This is a genomic window from Blastococcus sp. HT6-30, assembly GCF_039729015.1.
Taxonomy (GTDB): domain Bacteria; phylum Actinomycetota; class Actinomycetes; order Mycobacteriales; family Geodermatophilaceae; genus Blastococcus.
The window spans coordinates 1,307,708-1,323,962 of record NZ_CP155792.1 but is presented as its reverse complement, the minus strand read 5'-3'; the positions used below and the strand labels follow the sequence as shown (position 1 = coordinate 1,323,962).

The window sequence follows — 16,255 nt, the reverse complement described above, 5'->3', positions numbered from 1 at the left end:
CCTTCCCCCCAGCGGCGCGCGCTGGGCCCCGTCGAGCAGGTCGACCGCGACCGCACCCCCCTGGCCGGCTCGACCACGTCGTCACGGGCGACGAGCTGCTGCCCGATCCCGATGCCGATCGTCTCGATGGGCACCGCCGGATCCCCGGAGGGCCCGCAGCCCGCCAGCACCAGCACGGCCGCGCCGCCCGTGAGGCGGCAGGCCGTCGGTCGGGTCGGGGCGCCGGGTCATCTCCTGCCGATCTCGTAGACGTGCGCGACCACCGTCGCCTCGTCCCCGGGCCCGACCAGGAAGGGCGCGGCGCCGGCCCGGAAGGCGACCAGCGACGGGTCGTCGCTGGCGTCGATGGCGCGGGCGGCCGGCCGGTACGCCGTCCCGATGCCGTGGTTGTCCGCGATGCTGCCGTACTGGCCGTCGAAGGTGACCGTGGTGACGTTCGGGCTGTCGTCGTTGTCCCGGCTGTCCAGCTGCGGAACGACGTCGTGCGCGTTCTCCAGCGCCAGCACCTGCACCGACGACGGCACCTCCGCCCGCGCGATGGGTGAGCCGGTGGTGACCACGCTGCGCACGTCGAAGTCGAAGTCCGGCGTGCCGGCGTCGGCGGCCGCCTGGACGGCGACCATGCCGCCCTGGCTGTGCCCGACGAGCATCACCGGGTCGGCGGGGCCTGCCCCCGCTCGCCGGAGCGCCTCGGCGATCGCCTGCTGACGGGTGGTGGCGTCGCCGCCGAGCACCCGAACGTTGGTGCCCAGGTCGTGGGTCTGCGGGTTGACCGGCCCGAGCGGCGCCTTCCAGTCGGCGGTGCCGGGGATGTCGACGACGTAGGCGGTGCTGCCGTTGGCGGAGGTGACCACCCGGACGGCGATCGTGTCGTGCTCGGGGCCGGAGCGCAGCGCGCGGACCTCGAGCGCCCCGAGCAGGTCGTCCACGCCCCGCGGTGCGACGACCGCGGGTCCCGAGTCGTCGCCGGGCAACGGCGTGACCACCGGGCTCCCGTCCGGCCACAGCCGGCCGAGCCGCCGAGCCGCCACCCGGACGTCTGCCCCGCCGAGCCACGGCCCGGTCAGCCCGACGGTCAGCAGGCTCATGCTGCTGCCGAGACCGGGCAGGGCGCCCATGACGTCATCGACCAGCCCGGGGTGCTCGGTCAACCAGCGCTCGGGGTCGTCGAGCACGGCGGCGATGTCGGCCGCGACCCCGAAGGGGTTGGTTGCGACCCGGCCGGCGCCGCCGAGGACCAGTGCCCCTGCCGCAACCGGCCAGAGGAACCCGGCGGCCCACTCCAGGGCGTCGGCCAGCTCGGCCAGTGCGCGGTCCGCGGCCTCGTAGGCGGCGGCCGCGCCCTGCAGGACCACCGCCCGGGCGGCGAACCGCGCGGCGAGCACGGTGAGCCCGTCCGGGCCGTCCAGCGCCTCCAGCAGCGCGGCCTCGAACCGGGCCACGCCTGCCGGGTCGAGCAGGGCGGAGGCCAGCAGGTCGGGGTCGGCCAGCACCGGGCGGCAGCGGGCGCTGGCGCTCGCGAGCTCCTCGGCCAGACCGGTGCTGCCGCGGGCGAGGGTGACCAGGTCGGCCAGGTCGGCCTCGATCCCGCCGGCGCCGCCGCGGACCGAGATCCCCGGTGCGGTCACGCCCGGCCTTCCAGGAGCGCCGCCACCGTCGGCGCGACCCAGGTACCGAGATCGGCCGGCCGCACCGACACCACGTCGACGACCCGCCGCGGCGAGCCGCCGGGGTGGGGACGGAGGCCGACCCAGCCGCCGTCGGTGGCCAGCCACGAGACCTGCCCGGCCCCGACCGGTCCACCGGCGCGCCCCAGCACCAGGCAGTCGAGCGATCCGGCCGTGCGCCGCAGCAGCTCCCCGGCCAGCGCCGCCTCCGCCGCGGTCGGCGGCGGCCCACCCCTCCCCGCCGGTGCGGCGTCCAGCAGGCCCAGCGGCAGGGCCCCGGTCGGCGGGGCGCCACCGCGGGCGGTCGGCCCCGTCACGGCGGCGGCCTCCGGCACAACCCGTGCCAGCTCGGCACCGAGACCGGCGGCGGGGGCCAGGGACAGCTCGATCCCCCCGTCCGGCAGGGTCAGCACGACCACGACCACGTCCGCCCCGAGAGCGAACCAGCCGTGCCGCCTCCCGCCCCGGCCGCCGGTCTCCAGCCGCACCGTCAGCAACGGCCGGCGCAGCACCGCAAGATCGGCGGCGACGGCGGGAACCGGCTCGACCGGACCGCCGACCGGTGCACGCAGCACCCCGCGTGCCACCAGCGCGGCGACGGCATCGTTCCGCTGCCGGCTCCCGGGCACCTCGACCGAGAGCCCGGGCGGAAGGGCACCGGGCCACTCCGCCACGAGCACGGCCCACTCCGCGGCGGTCAGGAGCAGGCGCCGGGCCGGAGCGGACGGCACCGGCGGCGCCGTTCCGGAGCGCACCGTGATGCGCACCTCCCCCCCGGGCCCGGTCACCACAGGCCCAGCCGGCTCAGGCGGCCCGCGGCCTGCCGCCACGCGTCCGCACCGGCCTCCGGCAGCTCCCCGAGCACGCTGCCCACGTCCTCGACCAGCTCGCCCCCGCGGGTTGCCCGCTCGGCCAGCCATGCGCGCACCTCGCGCTCGGCGCGGGCGATGGCCACGAGCCGGTCGCGGAGCTCGTCGGCGTGCCGGCGCAGCAGCTCGGCGGCGGCGTCCAGCCCGTCGGCCGAGGCGTCGACCGCGGCGCAGTCGTCGGCCAGCTGTCGACGGTAGGCCGCAGCCGCCTCCGACAACCAGCGGGCCCGGTGTCCCTCCCGCCGGTGCTCGTCGGCGGCGGTGCGGACCTGCCGGGCTCGCCCGCAGAGCTCGTCGGCGAGCGCATCGAGTGCGGCGGGATCTCCGTACACGCCTGCCCCACCGCCCCTCCGCTTCCCCGACCGGCGGCAGCGTAGGGCGGCGCGGGCACCCGCCGGAGGGCGTGCACGGGGCACTGTGGACGATCGGACGTCTCCACACGCCACGGCGGCGACCACCGGCCGCCGCCGCTACCCTGCCCGGCCCACCCGAGGAGTTCCGCCGTGACCGTCCCCAGCGCCCGCGATCCCCGCATCCAGGCGGTGCTCGACATCCCGTTGCACCGGTACCTCGGGGTGCAGCTGCGCGACGAGTCCGATCCCTCGGCCGGCATCCGGTTCCCCGTCGGCCCGGCCGCGCAGAACCAGGCGGAGATGCTGCACGGCGGCATCGTCTACGCACTGCTCGACGTCGCCTCGTTCCTGGCCCTGCTGCCCAGCCTGGGCGACGGCGAGCACGCGGTGACCCACGACGTCGCCGCCTCGCTGCTCCGCCCGGTGCGCGCCGGGGCCGCCGTCGACGTCGTCGGCACCGTGCTGCGTCACGGCCGGGCCGTGGCGTTCATGCGGGCCGAGGCCACCGTCGACGGTCAGCTGGTCGCAACCGGGCAGGTCACCAAGACCGTCGTCGCCCCCCGCTGACCTTGCTCACCAGAGGGACATCGACCGCCGGAAGATGCCCGCGAGGTCGTCCTCGGTGACCGCGCGCGGGCAGGTGGCGAGCAGCCGCTGCTGCTTCATCGCGCCGTCGACGAGATCGGGGATGTCGCCTTCGCCGAAGCCGACGGCGCCGACCCCGTTGGGGATGTCGATGTCCCGCATCAGGTCGGCGAGAACGGTGGGCAGGAACTCCGACAGGTCCGAGGGGCGCTCGGCGCCCGGAGCGAGCAGCTCGGCCGCCCGCACGTGCCGCTCCGGGGACGCCTCGAAGGTAAACCGGAAGGCCTCCGGCGCGGTCAGGGCGACCGACATCCCGTGCGGGACCATCGCCTCCCCGGCCGGGTAGTCCTTCGGGTGGAAGTCCTTCACCTGCCCGGCGATCGGGTAGGCGTTGGCGTGCGGGATGTGCACGCCGGCGTTGCCGAACCCCATGCCGGCGAAGGTGGCCGCGATCGCCATGTCCGAACGCGCCTGCACGTCATCGCCGTTGCGGACGGCGGTGCGGAAGGACCCGGCCAGCAGGGTCAGCGCCTTCTCCGACCACATGTCCGAGATCGGGTTGGAGCCGCAGTACGGCACCCGTTCCTCGGGCGACTTGTGCTCGTAGGTGGTGTACCAGCGGGCGGTGTAGCTCTCCAGCGCGTGGCACAGGATGTCCATCCCCGAGGCTGCGGTGACGCCGGCGGGCTGGCTGCGCGTCAGATCGGGGTCGATGACCGCCAGGGTCGGTCGCAGCCGGGCATGGCTGATCCCCGTCTTCACCTTCAGCGACAGCACGTCCATCACGCAGATCGTGGTGCTCTCCGAGCCGGTGCCCGTCGTCGTCGGGACGGCGACCAGCGGCTTCAGCGGCTCCGACGGCGCCTGCCCCTTGCCGACAGGGACGTTGACGTAGTCCATCAGTTCGCCGGGGTTGGTGGTGAGCAGGTTGATCGCCTTGGCAGTGTCGATGCTCGACCCGCCACCAACGGCGACGAACGCGTCCCAGGGGCCGGAGGCGCGCGCCTCCTCGATGGCCGCGACCAGGCTGACGTCGGTGGGCTCGACGTGCGCGCCGTCGTAGACGCGCGCCTCGATGCCGAACTGCGCCATCTGCTCGGCCACCCGCTGGGGATGGCCGGTGGCCGCGACACCGGCGTCGGTGACCACCAGGACCCGGCGCACGCCGTAGCGGCTGAGGTCGTAGCCGACCTCGTCGGAGGCGCCGCTGCCGAACTTCAGCTGCGGCGCGCCGTACGTGAACACCGACTCCGGGTTGCCGGGCACGGTGCTCGTCATGGGTCCCCCTGGGCTGCTCGGGCGGAGTACGGGCTCGGTTGCACCGAATGTTGCACAGTGGTTGTGGTCGGCACCACGCGGGCGGATAGTCCAGAGCGCCGCCCCGCCCGTCGACGGACGGGCCTCTTCCGGCTCTGGAGGCCTCTGTGACGGACACCCCCGACCGCGCGCTACCTCGGTGAGCTCCCCCGAGGACACGCCCACCAACTGTGGCCAGTGGGGGCCCGACGACGAGGTGATCGAGCTCAACCGCCTCCGTCCGGAGCAGGTGGTCGCGGCGGTCGAGCTGGTCCGCTCCGGCAAGGTGCTCACGATCACCAACGAGGTCATCTCCGACCCGAACAACGGCGTGGCGGACTGCGCCGAGGACGGGCAGTACGCCCTCCTCTACGTCGCCGCGCCGCTCACGGTGGCCAAGGCGGCGGGCACGCCGGTCAACCCCGTCGTCATCAAGTAGCGGTCGGCATGAGCGCCTACGACGAGCGTCCCTGGCTGGCCCTCTACGGCGACCAGCCGGCCGACTACGCCATCGAGTTCGAGAGCGCCCTGGACATGTTCCGGGTCGGGGTCGCGCGCGACCCCGCGGCGGTGGCGCTGCGGTACTTCGACGGCACGATCACCCGGCAGGAGCTGGACGAGCTCAGCGACGGTCTGGCCGCCGGGCTGCTCGCGCACGGGTTCGGCCCCGGTGACCGGCTCGCGGTCTACCTGCAGAACGTGCCGCAGTTCGTCATCGCGATGGTCGCCGCCTGGAAGGCCGGCGGCACCATGGTCTCGATCAACCCGATGAGCCGGCAGCGGGAGCTGTCCTACCTGCTCAAGGACTCCGGGGCCGTGGTGCTGCTCTCCCTCGAGTCGCTCTACGACCAGGTGGCCCGCGAGGTGGTGCCCGACACCGACGTGCGCCTGGTGCTGACCACCAGCGAGCTGGAGTTCCAGACCCGTGACGACGAGCGGCTGTTCGCCGGCACCAGCCGACAGCGGCACGAGGGCACGACCGACCTCCTCGAGCTGGTCGCGGCGCACCGCGGCGAGGTCCCGCCGCCGGTCGGCCTGCGGGCCGACGACGTCGCGTTCCTGACCTACACGTCGGGGACCACCGGGGTGCCCAAGGGCGCGATGAACACCCACCGGAACGTGGTGTTCACCGCGCAGGTCTACCGCGACTGGGTGCACGCCGGACGGGACGGCGCCATCTTCGGGATCGCCCCGCTGTTCCACATCACCGGGCTGATCGGGCACATCGCGGTCAGTCTGCTGGCGCCGGCGCCGCTCGTGCTGGCCTACCGCTTCGAGCCCCAGGTGGTGCTCGACGCCTTCGTCGAGCACCGGCCGGCGTTCACCATCGGTGCCATCACCGCGTTCAGCGCGCTGCTCAACGCACCGGGGTTCAGCAAGGACCACTTCGCGTCGTTCACCTCGGTCTACTCCGGCGGCGCGGCCATCTCCCCGACGGCCGAGCAGAACTTCCTGGCCGCGACCGGCAAGCACGTGCACAACGCCTACGGCCTCACCGAGACGACGTCGCCGATGACGGTCACCCCGTTCGGCGCGGCCTCACCGGTCGACCCGATCTCGGGCGCGCTCTCGGTGGGCGTCCCGGCGCCGAACACCATCGTGCGCATCCAGGACGACGAGGGCCGCGACCTCCCGCTCGGCGAGATCGGGGAGATCGTGGCCGAGGGGCCGCAGGTCGTCGCCGGCTACTGGGGCAAGCCCGAGGAGACGGCGGCGAACCTGCCCGGCGGCGCGCTCAAGAGCGGCGACGTCGGCTTCATGAACCCCGACGGCTGGGTGTTCATCGTCGACCGCAAGAAGGACATGATCAACGCGTCGGGCTACAAGGTGTGGCCGCGCGAGGTCGAGGACGTGCTGGCCGAGCACCCCGCCGTCCGGGAGTCCGCGGTCGTCGGCGTCCCCGACGAGAAGCGCGGCGAGACGGTCAAGGCGTTCGTCAGCCTCCGGCCCGGTGCCACCGCGACCGCCGAGGAGCTCATCGCGCACTGCAAGCAGCGGATGGCCGCCTACAAGTACCCGCGCAACGTGGTCGTCCTCGACGAGCTGCCCAAGACGGTCACGGGCAAGATCCTCCGCCGTGAGCTGCGCGGCCAGTAGGGCGACGACGTGCGCACCGCCGAGCTCCTGGTTCACGCCTACGACCGGGTGCACGGCGGTGTGCACCGCAGCCTCGACGGCCTGGGCCCCGAGCACCTGCACCGCCGGCCCGGCCCGGCGACCAACCCGATCGGCTGGCTGGCCTGGCACCTCCTCCGGGTGCAGGACGATCACCTCTCGGACGTCGCCGGGCACGAGCAGGCCTGGACGGCCCAGGGGTGGGCCGGAAGCTTCGGCCTCCCGTTCGAGGCCGGCGCGACCGGCTACGGGTTCGATGCCGAGCAAGTGGCCGCCGTCCGCATCCCGTCGGTCGACCTGCTGACCGGGTACGCCGACGATGTGCACGCCCGGTCGGTGGACTTCCTGCGCGGGCTCTCCGACGCCGACCTGGACCGTGTGGTGGACACCTCCTGGGATCCGCCGGTCACCCTCGGGGTGCGGCTGGTCAGCGTGCTCTCCGACGACCTCGAGCACCTCGGCCAGATCGGCTACGTGCGGGGTCTGCTCGGGGCCTGACCCGGCGCCCCCCAGGTGTGGGGGGACGGGCGGTCCAAGAGTGGGTGGAAAGGGCGGCTCCTGTCCGGGACCGACCTCCGGACCCCGTCCGGCCGGATACCGTTCCAGCCGCTGCTGCGCCGCCGTTCCCCCGGCTCGTCGACCCTGGCGGTGATGACGATGACCGCCCCGCCCCAGTCCGCCGTCGGGGCTGCTCCCGCTCCCGGGACGCACCTCGCGGCCCCCGACGCGAGGGCCGGCGCGGCACCGCGGCCGTCGCCCTTCCCGCGCGATCCTTCCGCCGTCCGGCCCCCGGCCCCGGCCGTGCGCCGGCGCGTGCCGCCGAAGCGGTCGGCGAGGCCGTCACCGTCGCCCGAGGCGCGCCGGAACGCCGAGATGGCGGCCCTGCGCCGCTTGCGGGCGCTGGCCGTCATGACGGGCGGGCTGGGGTCCGCCGCCCTGGTGACGCTGAGCGCGACGGGCGTCCCCACGGCCGGCGCCGATGGCCTGCAGGTGGCAGCGGACGACCGGGCGGACTCGCAGGTGTGGACCCTGCCCGAGGGCAGCGGCATGGGCCCGCTGGTGATCCCCACCATCGGCGCGTTGCCCCCGGGGCCGAGTGGTTCCTCCCCGGCGCCCCTGCGGCGTCCGCCAACGCCGGTTCGTCGCCGGCGAGCCGGGGTGTGCAGGCCGCCTCTTCCCCGGCGACCCCGACCCGGTCCGCCGGGGACCGCACCGAGCCGGTCGACCAGGTGCCCGCCTCCCTCGTCCCCACCCCACCGCCGGTCGCCCCGGTGCCGGCCTCGGTCACCCCCGCGTCCCCGACCAGGAAGCCGGCGGCCCCGACCACGCCTCGGCAACCGGCCGCCCCGACGTCGACGTCGACGTCGACGCAGCAGCTACCGACGGAGCAAACGCCGGCCGCAAAGCCCCCGGCCGCGAAGCCGGCGACCGCGGTGCATGTGCCCGGGGAGGCCCTCGAGGTGCGGAACCTCGCGACCAGCGACCTGGTCCTCTCCGTCACCGTGGCCGACGTGCAGACGGGCGTGTCCTGCACCGACCCGTCCGTCGTCGCGGGCAACGGCTCGCTCGTGGCGGTCCGGGTCACGGTGACCACCGGCGCCGATCTCTCCAGCCTGGGGAGCGAGCGCGGCGTCGTGGCCGGCGACTTCCGCCTCGTCGGGGACGGCGGCACCGTGGTCACCGGAGTCGGCCCGGCCGGCGCGTGCGACACCGGGGCGGCGCCCCTCCCGGGCGGGCCGCTCGGGCCGTCCCAGCAGTTCACCGGCACCGTGGTGCTGGACGTTCCGGCGGTCTCCGGCGCGGTGCTCTACCGACCGGCGTGGCTGCCCACCGGCAGCGAGTGACGACCGAGGAGCGGGGCGCGCGGCACTGCGGCAGGGTGGATGCATGACGAGTCCTTCCGAGACGCCGCAGCCGCGCGACATCGCCCTGGAGCAGGAGACGCCCGAGATGGAGGCGTCCCTGGAAGCGCAGAGCGGGCCGCGCGAGGCACCGCAGGGTGACGAGGCCGACGTCGAGGGCCACCCGTCCTAGGAGCGGTGCCCGGCGAACAGCTGCCGGGCGGGGATGCGCCCGGCAGCGACGTAGTAGAGCGTCGTCCCCGCCGCGACGCGGGTGTCCCACGGCGGGCTGACCGCGAGCCCGTCGGGGCCGCGCACCGCCAGCACCGTCGCACCGAAGGCAGAGCCGAAGTGGCGCTGGCACTCGCCGAACGTGGCGTGCGGGAAGCCCGGGGGCACCGTCAGCGAGTAGGTGTTGCGACCGCCGTGGGTCATGAGCTCGCTGTAGACCTGCGTGATGCCGGGGTCGTTCGCCTCCTCGGTGAGCAGGGAGGGCATGTGCCACTGGACCACCTGCACGCCCGCACTGACGTAGCGCAGCGTGTCCCGCCGCTCGAGGTCGCGCAGCGCTGCCACCAGGTGGACCCCCGGGTGGGCGTGCTCGACGGCGACCGCGACGGCGAGCGTCTCGTTGTCGTCCCGGGCGTCGATCACCACCGTCCGGGCCTCCGGCACGCACGCCCGCTGCAGAACGTCCTCGTGGGTGAGGTCGCCGCGGACGAAGTGCACCGCCGGCTGGTCCGGCATCGGGTTCTCCATGACGTCGTTCCAGGCGCACAGCGCCACCTGGGTCCGCCCCTCGGCGGTCAGCTCGGCGACGATCCGCTCGGTGCGCCCGGGCCAGTAGCCCAGCAGCACCACGTGATCGGACATGTCCAGGGGGACCACACCTCTCAGGCGCCGGCCCCGCAGCGACTGCAGGGCCTCGGACAGCTGGGTGAACAGCAGGGTCAGGGTGACGATGCCGCCCACGATCACGTAGGCACCGATGACCCGGCCGCCGATCGAGCTGGGGAAGACGTCGCCGTAGCCCACGGTCGCGCCGGTGACCAGGAAGTACCACCAGTAGGTGCCCGGCGCGGTGATCGTGCTGCCGGCCGGCTCCACCAACGCCATCGCCAGCCAGCTGGAGAGGAAGACGAACACCGCGACCGCGAGCGGCAGCCGCCAACCGCTCAGGCGCAGCCGGAGGAACCGGGTGAAGCGGTGGAGGAGGAACGGCAACGGAACTCCTGGGGCGGTGGGCAGGACGACGCAAACTACCGCGGCCGCGTGGCCGGCGGCAGCACCGCACCGAGCACCCGGGCGGCCGGCTCCGGCAGCGAACTCGGCGCCTCGGCGCGGCACCGCTCGGCGTCGAGCTCCACCTCCGCCAGCGCGTGCGCCGCGGCGGCGTCCGCGGCCGTCATGCTGCCCCCGGACGAGTCGGGCGCGATGACGACGTGCACGACGGGCAGCATGCTGCTGTTCGACGTACGTTCGGCTCGTGGCCGTCGACACCCCTGACTTCTACTCCATCGAGGACCTCCTCGAGCCCGCCGAGATCGAGATCCGGGACCGGGTCCGCGCCTTCTGCGACGCAGAGGTCACCCCGTACATCAACGACTACTGGGAACGCGCCGACTTCCCGTTCGAGATGGCGCAGAAGCTCGCCGGGCTGGGGATCGTCGGCGGCACCATCGAGGGCCACGGCTGCCCCGGGATGAGCAACGTCGCCGCCGGGCTGGTCGCCGCCGAGCTCGCCCGCGCCGACGGCAGCATCGGCACGTTCAACGGGGTGCACAGCTTCCTGGCGATGCAGTCGATCGCCGTCCTGGGCGACGACGAGCAGCGCGCACGCTTCCTGCCGGAGATGGCGCGTCTGGAGAAGATCGGCGCGTTCGGCCTCACCGAGCCCAAGCACGGCTCGGACGCCGTCGGCCTGGAGACCTCGGCCCGCCGCGACGGCGACGGCTTCGTCCTGAACGGTCAGAAGAAGTGGATCGGCAACGGCACCATCGCCGACTACGTGATCATCTGGGCCCGCGGCGAGGACGGCGCCGTCGGTGGCTACGTCGTCGAGAAGGGCACGCCCGGCTACGAGGCCACGGTCATGACCGGCAAGACGGCGCTGCGGGCGGTGTGGCAGGCCGAGATCACGCTGACCGACGTGCGGGTGCCCGCGGCGAACAAGCTGGCCAACTGCCACTCGTTCAAGGACGTCTCGCAGATGCTCGACCGGACCCGGTACACGGTGGCGTGGCGGGCCCTGGGCCTGGCGACGGCGTCCTACGAGCTCGCGCTGGCGCATGCGCTCGAGCGAGAGCAGTTCGGCCAGCCCATCGCCGGGTTCCAGCTGGTGCAGGACAAGCTGGCCCGGATGCTCGCCGAGATCACCTCCATGCAGCTGATGTGCTGGCGGCTGTCGAAGCTCGCCGACGACGGCCGGATGACCGCCGCCATGGCGTCGCTGGCGAAGATGAACCACGCGGCCAAGGCGCGGGCGATCGTCGCCGACGCCCGGGACATCCTCGGCGGTGACGGCATCCTGCTCGACCACCACATCGCCCGTCACCACGCCGACATGGAGGCGATCTTCACCTTCGAGGGCACCGACTCGGTGCAGGCGCTGATCGTCGGCCGCGCGATCACCGGTCTCTCCGCGATCAGCGGACGGAAGCCCGACAAGCGCTGACTCCCCCGGGCCCTGCGGCCGTGGAGGCCCGTCGCACGCCCCCACCGGACATGCGTGGGCCCGGATCCCTGTACCGGGATCCGGGGCCTGGCCGGCCGGGTCAGCGGGCGCTGGTCAGCCGGTTGTCGAGGGCGGTGAGGCGCGCGCACTCGGGGCAGCCGGTGCGGCCGAGGCCGACCCGCTCCCACTTCTGCGTGCCCCACACCTGGACGATGGCACCGCACACGGCCAGCTCCACCTCGCCGTCGAGCTCGGCCGGCGGTCGGTGGGCCTCCACGGCGTGCCAGGGGTAGGTCTGCTCGGTCCGCGTGCCGCCCGACCAGCGATCAGGACGGGCGAACCCGACGGCGTACGTATCCACGGGATACACGTTCCCCAGCCGCTCGCCGTCCAATCACCCTGAGCACGTCGGACGTGGCGTGGGTCATACCGGTGGACGCGCTCGGCAGTAGCGGCACCGCCGACGGACGACCGGGGAACGCCCACCGCGCTACCGTCGGAGGCCTCGCGGGAGGAGCACGCACCATGGATCCGATCAGCCTGCTGGTGGGCGCGGCGCTGCTCGGCGCCGGTTTCGTCGCCGGGCGACTGGGCCGGGGCCGGCGGACGGCTCCTCCCCCACCGGTGACGCCGCTGTGCGGGTGCGGGCACACGCTCAGCCAGCACGACACCGAGACGAACACCTGCTACGCCGAGCTGCGGCGGGACACCTACGACAAGCGCGGCCGCTGGTCGGGGCACAACTGGGTGCCCTGCACCTGCCGCCAGTACGTCGGCCCCCGGCCCATCGACGAGGTGTTCGTCCCCCGCGTGCTGCCCCCCGGCGACTGATCCACCGGTTGTCCGGGCATCCGGGGCAGGTGAGTTCCCGATCCGAGCCGGCCCGCGGCGAGCGCACCGACACCCTGCTCGCCCTCACCGAACCGGCGCGTGCCCTGGTCAGCGCCGGTGCGCTGGCCGCCGGGCTGCCGCTGCTCCGGCTGGCGCCCCGCGGCGAGCCGCACCCCGTCGTCGTCCTGCCCGGCTGGCTGGCTTCGGACGTCTCCACCCGCACGCTGCGCGCCTGGCTCGGCCGCCTCGGCTACCCCACGGTGGGCTGGGACCTCGGCCGCAACCACGGGCCCCGGCCGGGAGTCGTCGACGGCGTCCGCGCCCTGGTGCAGCGGCTCGCCGACGAGCACGGCGGACCGGTCAGCATCGTCGGCCAGAGCCTGGGCGGGATCTTCGCCCGGCGGCTGACCCAGCGCAGCCCGCGGCTGGTCCGGCAGGTGGTCTCGCTCGGCTCCCCGTTCGCCGGTGTCCCGATGCGGCCGCGCCGCGGGGCCGGGCCCGGCGGCATGGTCGGGCAGTTCCGCCGACTGCGGGCGGTGGGGGAGGTCCGTCCGGCTCCGGCGCTGCCGGTGCCGAGCACCTCGGTCTACTCCCGCTGGGACGGGGTCGTCGACTGGCGCGCCTGCCTCCAGGAGGAGGGGCCGCACAGCGAGAACGTGGCCGTGCACGCCAGCCACCTCGGCATGGGCGTGGACCCGGCGGTGCTCTGGATCGTCGCCGACCGGCTGGCCCAACCGCCCGGCACCTGGCGGCCCTTCGTCCGGCCGACCCGGCTCGGGGTGCGCTCCCTCTTCCCGGAGGCTTGAGCGCTCGGGCCCGACCACGGGCTCAGGTCCAGGTGACCCCGGCGGCCAGCACGACGAGGGTGGCGGTGCTCGCCGTCTCGACCACCGCACCGAAGACGTCGCCGTTCACCCCGCCGAGACGCCGGGCGGCGTGCCGGGCCAGCAGGGCGGCCCCCAGCAGCGCGACGACGACCGCGGCGGCCGACCACATCGCCTCCGCGGTCGTGCCACCGACGGTGAGCCGGGCCGCGACCGCTGCGGCCAGCAGCACCGCCGTGGCCGCCCAGCGCGCCACCGGGCTCCCGGAACCGGTGACCAGGACGCCGAGCGAAGAGCCCGGGGCGGCCGGCCGGGCGGCCGCATGCAGCACCGCCGTCCGGCCCGTGACGGTCGCGAGCACGACGGCCAGGACGCCCTCGGCCGGTGTCGCCTGCCCCAGCACCGTGGCCGTCGCCGCGACCTGGACCAGCAGCGTGCAGGCGACCGCCGCGACGGCGAAGGCGCCGACCTCGGGGCGGCGCATGATCGCCAGCGCCTGCTCCGCCGGGCGCCCGCTGCCGAGCCCGTCGGCCAGGTCGGCGGTCGCGTCCAGGTGCAGCCCCCGGGTGAGCAGGGCCAGCGCGGTCACCACCAGCGCCGCCGCGAGCAGCGGCGACCCCTCCCCTGCCCCGCGCCACACCGCCAGCCCGGGGAGGCAGGCGAGCGCCCCGAGCACGAGCCCGACCACCGGCAGCCAGCGCAGCACGCCCGGTCCGGGGTTGCGGGCGCCTGCCGGCACGGGCAGCACGCTGAACAGGCCCAGCGCGGTGAGCGGCCCAGCGCCGGCGGTGCGCTCCGGTGCGCTCATCGCAGCCGCTGGGGCAGCCCGGCGGTGAGCAGCCACACCCGCTGGGAAGCGGCGGCGACGCGAGCATTGAGGATGCCCAGCTCGTCGCGGAACCGGCGGCCCGACGCGGTCGCCGGCACCACGCCGGAGCCCACCTCGTTGCTCACCGCGACCACCCGGCGGCGGGTGCCGGCCCACGCCCGCACGACGTCGTCGACGGCTGCGCCGAGCCGCTCGTCGGCGCCGGAACCGCCGTCCCACACCGCGCAGTCGTCCATCACCCGGGCCAGCCAGGTGGACAGGCAGTCGACCAGCACCGGGGGGCCGGGCTGTCCGAGCACACCCACCAGGTCGACGGTCTCGACCGTGCGCCAGGTCGCCGGGCGGCGGTCGCGGTGCAGCGCCACCCGGTCTGCCCACTCCAGGTCGCCGCCGTCGGCGGGCAGCCCGCAGGCGACGTACTCCACGCGCCGCGCCCGGGCCAGCAGCTGCTCGGCGTACCCGGACTTGCCCGAGCGGGCGCCGCCGAGCACCAGCGTCCGGCGGGGTGGGCGACCGATCACGACACCCGTCCCGCGGTGCGCCGGGCCCCCAGCGCGGTGAGCAGCAGCTGCGCGCCCAGCGCCGCCCCGACGCCCTCGCCGGAGCGCAGCCGGAGGTCCAGCAGTGGTTCGAGGCCGAGCTCGGTCAGCACCTCGGCGTGCGCCCGCTCACGGCTGCGCTGCCCGGCGACCAGTGCGGTGCGGGCGGCCGGCTCCAGCCGCACGGCGACGACGGCGGAGACGGAGGTGACCAGTCCGTCGAGCACCACGGGCACGCCCTCCGCGGCCGCGCCGAGCGTGACCCCCGCGAGCACCGCGAGCTCCGGCCCGCCGAGGGCCGCGAGCGCGGTCCGCGGCTCCCCGAGCGCTGCGCCGTGCTCGGCGCGCGCCCGCGCCAGGGCCGTGGTGACGACGGCGCGCTTGCGGGCCAGCATCGCCGCATCGGCGCCGGCACCGAGCCCGACGGCCCGCTCGGGGTCGAGGCCCAGCAGCGCGCAGGTCAGGGCCGCGGCGACCGTGGTGTTGCCGATGCCCACCTCCCCCAGGCAGACCAGCCCGTGCCGGGCCAGCTCCCGGCCCAGCTCGCGGCCCTCGGCGACCAGCGCCTCGACCGCGGCCGGGGTGAGGGCGTCGGCGGTGACGAGATCGCCCTGCGGATCCGGCGACACGGCGGAGTGGGCCCGCACCGCCAGCCCGGCCTGGGCCGCGGTGGCCGCGCCGAGCGACTCGCCGGTGGCGGTGGCGGCGAGCACGTCGGCGGTGACCGACGCCGGGTAGGCGGAGACGGCGTGCGCCGTGGCCACGGGGTGGTCGCCGGCGACGACGACCAGCGTCCCGGTGGCCGGCTCCGCGCCGGGCAGGGCGAGGACCCGGTCGACGGCGCGGTCGAGCACCCCGAGCGAGCCGGGCACGGCGAGCAGGTCGTCGCCGGAGTCGCGGGCGGCGACCACGGCCTCCGGCTCCGGCCCGGCCAGGTGCGAGACGGGGGCCTCCGGACTGCCGTCGGCCGGCCAGCGCTCGGCCAGGACGACGTCGTCCAGCGACAGGCGGGTCGACCAGCCGTGCCGCACCAGCCCCGGCTCCGGGGGCCGCTCGTCGGGCCAGCCGAGACACAGCCAGCCGAGGGTCTCCACCCCCTCGGGCAGGTCCAGCAGCTGGGCGAGGTCGGTCGGCTGGAAGAGGGTCACCCAGCCCAGGCCGAGCCCGGAAGCGCGAGCGGCGAGCCAGATGTTCTGGATCGCGCAGGCGCAGCTCCACAGGTCGGCGTCGGGGAACGTGGCTCGGCCGAGCACCCCGGTGGCGTGCGCCCGGCGGTCGCAGGCGACGACGACGCCGACCGGCGCCTCGCGGATCCCCTCGAGCTGGAGGTCGAGCAGCCGGGCGCGCCGGTCGGGCGTGAGCAGCTCGGCCTGCCGCAACCGCTCCCGGTCGGCCAGCGCAGCGGCGCGGTCGCGGGTCGCCTGCTCGGTGACGACGACGAACCGCCACGGCTGCGAGTGCCCCACCGACGGGGCGCGGTGCCCGGCGCCGAGCACCGTGCGCAGCAGGTCCGGCGGCACCGGGTCGGGGCGGTAGCGGCGGACGTCGCGGCGGGCGTCGACGACCGCGTGCAGCGCCGCCACGGTGTTCGGATCGAACGCCCAGCCGGACGGGTCGGCCGCGCGCTGGGCTGCGGAGGTGCGATCGCCGATCACGGGGACCGGCCGGGGCCAGGTCATGCCAGGAACTCCTCCGTCAAGTGCCGCACCCAGGGCTCACCCTCGCACGAGCGCGCCCGCCCGGGCGCCGCGGCGTACGTCGTCCCCCACGCGGGCGATCCGTCGCCGCGGGCCGGCCGGGCTCGTGCGTGGAGGCGTCGGACCCGGCGGGTT

At 75.3% G+C, this 16,255-nt stretch carries 19 protein-coding genes; 9 read left to right on the top strand and 10 right to left on the bottom strand.

Annotation, left to right across the window (positions count from 1 at the left end):
* Positions 1-227: 227 nt before the first annotated feature.
* The 3 genes from ABC795_RS06390 to ABC795_RS06380 are packed head-to-tail and all read right to left on the bottom strand — an operon-like array spanning position 228 to position 2,868.
* The gene (locus tag ABC795_RS06390) at positions 228-1,628 is read right to left on the bottom strand and encodes an alpha/beta hydrolase (RefSeq protein WP_347060088.1); all 1,401 of its coding nucleotides are present in this window, start codon (positions 1,626-1,628) and stop codon (positions 228-230) included.
* On the bottom strand, positions 1,625-2,422 hold the full coding sequence (locus tag ABC795_RS06385; RefSeq protein WP_347060087.1) for a hypothetical protein: 798 nt from the start codon (positions 2,420-2,422) through the stop codon (positions 1,625-1,627). Before ABC795_RS06385 ends, ABC795_RS06390 begins: the two co-directional genes overlap by 4 nt.
* A 29-nt stretch (positions 2,423-2,451) precedes the next feature.
* Positions 2,452-2,868 carry a hypothetical protein gene (locus tag ABC795_RS06380; RefSeq protein WP_347060086.1) on the bottom strand — a complete coding sequence of 139 codons (417 nt, stop codon included), beginning with the start codon at positions 2,866-2,868 and terminating at the stop codon, positions 2,452-2,454.
* Between the two features lie 171 nt (positions 2,869-3,039).
* Between ABC795_RS06380 and ABC795_RS06375 the strand changes: the two genes are divergently transcribed.
* On the top strand, positions 3,040-3,456 hold the full coding sequence (locus tag ABC795_RS06375) for a PaaI family thioesterase (RefSeq protein ID WP_347060085.1): 417 nt from the start codon (positions 3,040-3,042) through the stop codon (positions 3,454-3,456).
* A gap of 6 nt (positions 3,457-3,462) precedes the next feature.
* On the opposite strand, the gene ABC795_RS06370 is transcribed toward ABC795_RS06375, so the two are convergent.
* Entirely contained in the window at positions 3,463-4,752 is a 1,290-nt protein-coding gene (locus ABC795_RS06370) for a hydroxyacid-oxoacid transhydrogenase (protein ID WP_347060084.1), read from the bottom strand.
* A 178-nt stretch (positions 4,753-4,930) separates the two neighbouring features.
* Here ABC795_RS06370 and ABC795_RS06365 point away from each other — a divergent pair, with 178 nt between their 5' ends.
* The 5 genes from ABC795_RS06365 to ABC795_RS06345 all read left to right on the top strand — a co-directional run bounded on the left by ABC795_RS06365 (position 4,931) and on the right by ABC795_RS06345 (position 8,919).
* Complete coding sequence (locus ABC795_RS06365; RefSeq protein WP_347060083.1) at positions 4,931-5,209, top strand: hypothetical protein; 279 nt, start codon at positions 4,931-4,933, stop codon at positions 5,207-5,209.
* 8 nt (positions 5,210-5,217) lie between these two features.
* Complete coding sequence (locus ABC795_RS06360; RefSeq protein WP_347060082.1) at positions 5,218-6,867, top strand: AMP-binding protein; 1,650 nt, start codon at positions 5,218-5,220, stop codon at positions 6,865-6,867.
* Positions 6,868-6,876: 9 nt separating this feature from the next.
* Positions 6,877-7,383 carry a DinB family protein gene (locus ABC795_RS06355; RefSeq protein ID WP_347060081.1) on the top strand — a complete coding sequence of 169 codons (507 nt, stop codon included), beginning with the start codon at positions 6,877-6,879 and terminating at the stop codon, positions 7,381-7,383.
* 941 nt (positions 7,384-8,324) lie between these two features.
* A complete protein-coding gene (locus ABC795_RS06350; protein ID WP_347060080.1) occupies positions 8,325-8,729 on the top strand; it encodes a hypothetical protein in 405 nt (134 codons plus the stop codon).
* 43 nt (positions 8,730-8,772) lie between these two features.
* The gene (locus ABC795_RS06345; RefSeq protein ID WP_347060079.1) at positions 8,773-8,919 is read left to right on the top strand and encodes a hypothetical protein; all 147 of its coding nucleotides are present in this window, start codon (positions 8,773-8,775) and stop codon (positions 8,917-8,919) included.
* Here ABC795_RS06345 and ABC795_RS06340 read toward each other — a convergent pair.
* Together ABC795_RS06340 and ABC795_RS06335 are read right to left on the bottom strand one after the other, a co-directional pair.
* Positions 8,916-9,950, bottom strand: coding sequence for an NAD-binding protein (locus tag ABC795_RS06340; RefSeq protein WP_347060078.1), 1,035 nt, complete (start codon positions 9,948-9,950; stop codon positions 8,916-8,918). The two genes, ABC795_RS06345 and ABC795_RS06340, sit on opposite strands and share 4 nt — an antisense overlap.
* Positions 9,951-9,985: 35 nt before the next feature.
* Positions 9,986-10,186: a hypothetical protein gene (locus tag ABC795_RS06335; protein WP_347060077.1), complete on the bottom strand. Its 201-nt coding sequence runs from the start codon at positions 10,184-10,186 to the stop codon at positions 9,986-9,988.
* A 26-nt stretch (positions 10,187-10,212) separates the two neighbouring features.
* On the opposite strand from ABC795_RS06335, the gene ABC795_RS06330 reads away from it, so the two are divergent.
* Positions 10,213-11,400, top strand: a complete 1,188-nt coding sequence (locus ABC795_RS06330) for an acyl-CoA dehydrogenase family protein (protein ID WP_347060076.1) — start codon at positions 10,213-10,215, stop codon at positions 11,398-11,400.
* A 100-nt stretch (positions 11,401-11,500) separates the two neighbouring features.
* Here ABC795_RS06330 and ABC795_RS06325 read toward each other — a convergent pair whose 3' ends face one another.
* The gene (locus tag ABC795_RS06325) at positions 11,501-11,761 is read right to left on the bottom strand and encodes a hypothetical protein (RefSeq protein WP_347060075.1); all 261 of its coding nucleotides are present in this window, start codon (positions 11,759-11,761) and stop codon (positions 11,501-11,503) included.
* Between the two features lie 164 nt (positions 11,762-11,925).
* On the opposite strand from ABC795_RS06325, the gene ABC795_RS06320 reads away from it, so the two are divergent.
* Positions 11,926-12,231 carry a hypothetical protein gene (locus ABC795_RS06320; RefSeq protein ID WP_347060074.1) on the top strand — a complete coding sequence of 102 codons (306 nt, stop codon included), beginning with the start codon at positions 11,926-11,928 and terminating at the stop codon, positions 12,229-12,231.
* Between the two features lie 29 nt (positions 12,232-12,260).
* On the top strand, positions 12,261-13,037 hold the full coding sequence (locus tag ABC795_RS06315; RefSeq protein WP_347060072.1) for an alpha/beta hydrolase: 777 nt from the start codon (positions 12,261-12,263) through the stop codon (positions 13,035-13,037).
* Between the two features lie 22 nt (positions 13,038-13,059).
* On the opposite strand, the gene ABC795_RS06310 is transcribed toward ABC795_RS06315, so the two are convergent.
* From ABC795_RS06310 to bluB, 3 genes are read right to left on the bottom strand one after another with little or no spacing between them, the layout of a single operon-like run.
* On the bottom strand, positions 13,060-13,863 hold the full coding sequence (locus ABC795_RS06310; RefSeq protein ID WP_347060071.1) for an adenosylcobinamide-GDP ribazoletransferase: 804 nt from the start codon (positions 13,861-13,863) through the stop codon (positions 13,060-13,062).
* Complete coding sequence (locus ABC795_RS06305) at positions 13,860-14,405, bottom strand: bifunctional adenosylcobinamide kinase/adenosylcobinamide-phosphate guanylyltransferase (protein ID WP_347060070.1); 546 nt, start codon at positions 14,403-14,405, stop codon at positions 13,860-13,862. The genes ABC795_RS06310 and ABC795_RS06305 overlap by 4 nt, the downstream gene beginning before the upstream one ends.
* Entirely contained in the window at positions 14,402-16,102 is a 1,701-nt protein-coding gene (gene bluB / locus ABC795_RS06300; protein WP_347060069.1) for a 5,6-dimethylbenzimidazole synthase, read from the bottom strand. Before bluB ends, ABC795_RS06305 begins: the two co-directional genes overlap by 4 nt.
* Positions 16,103-16,255: the final 153 nt, after the last annotated feature.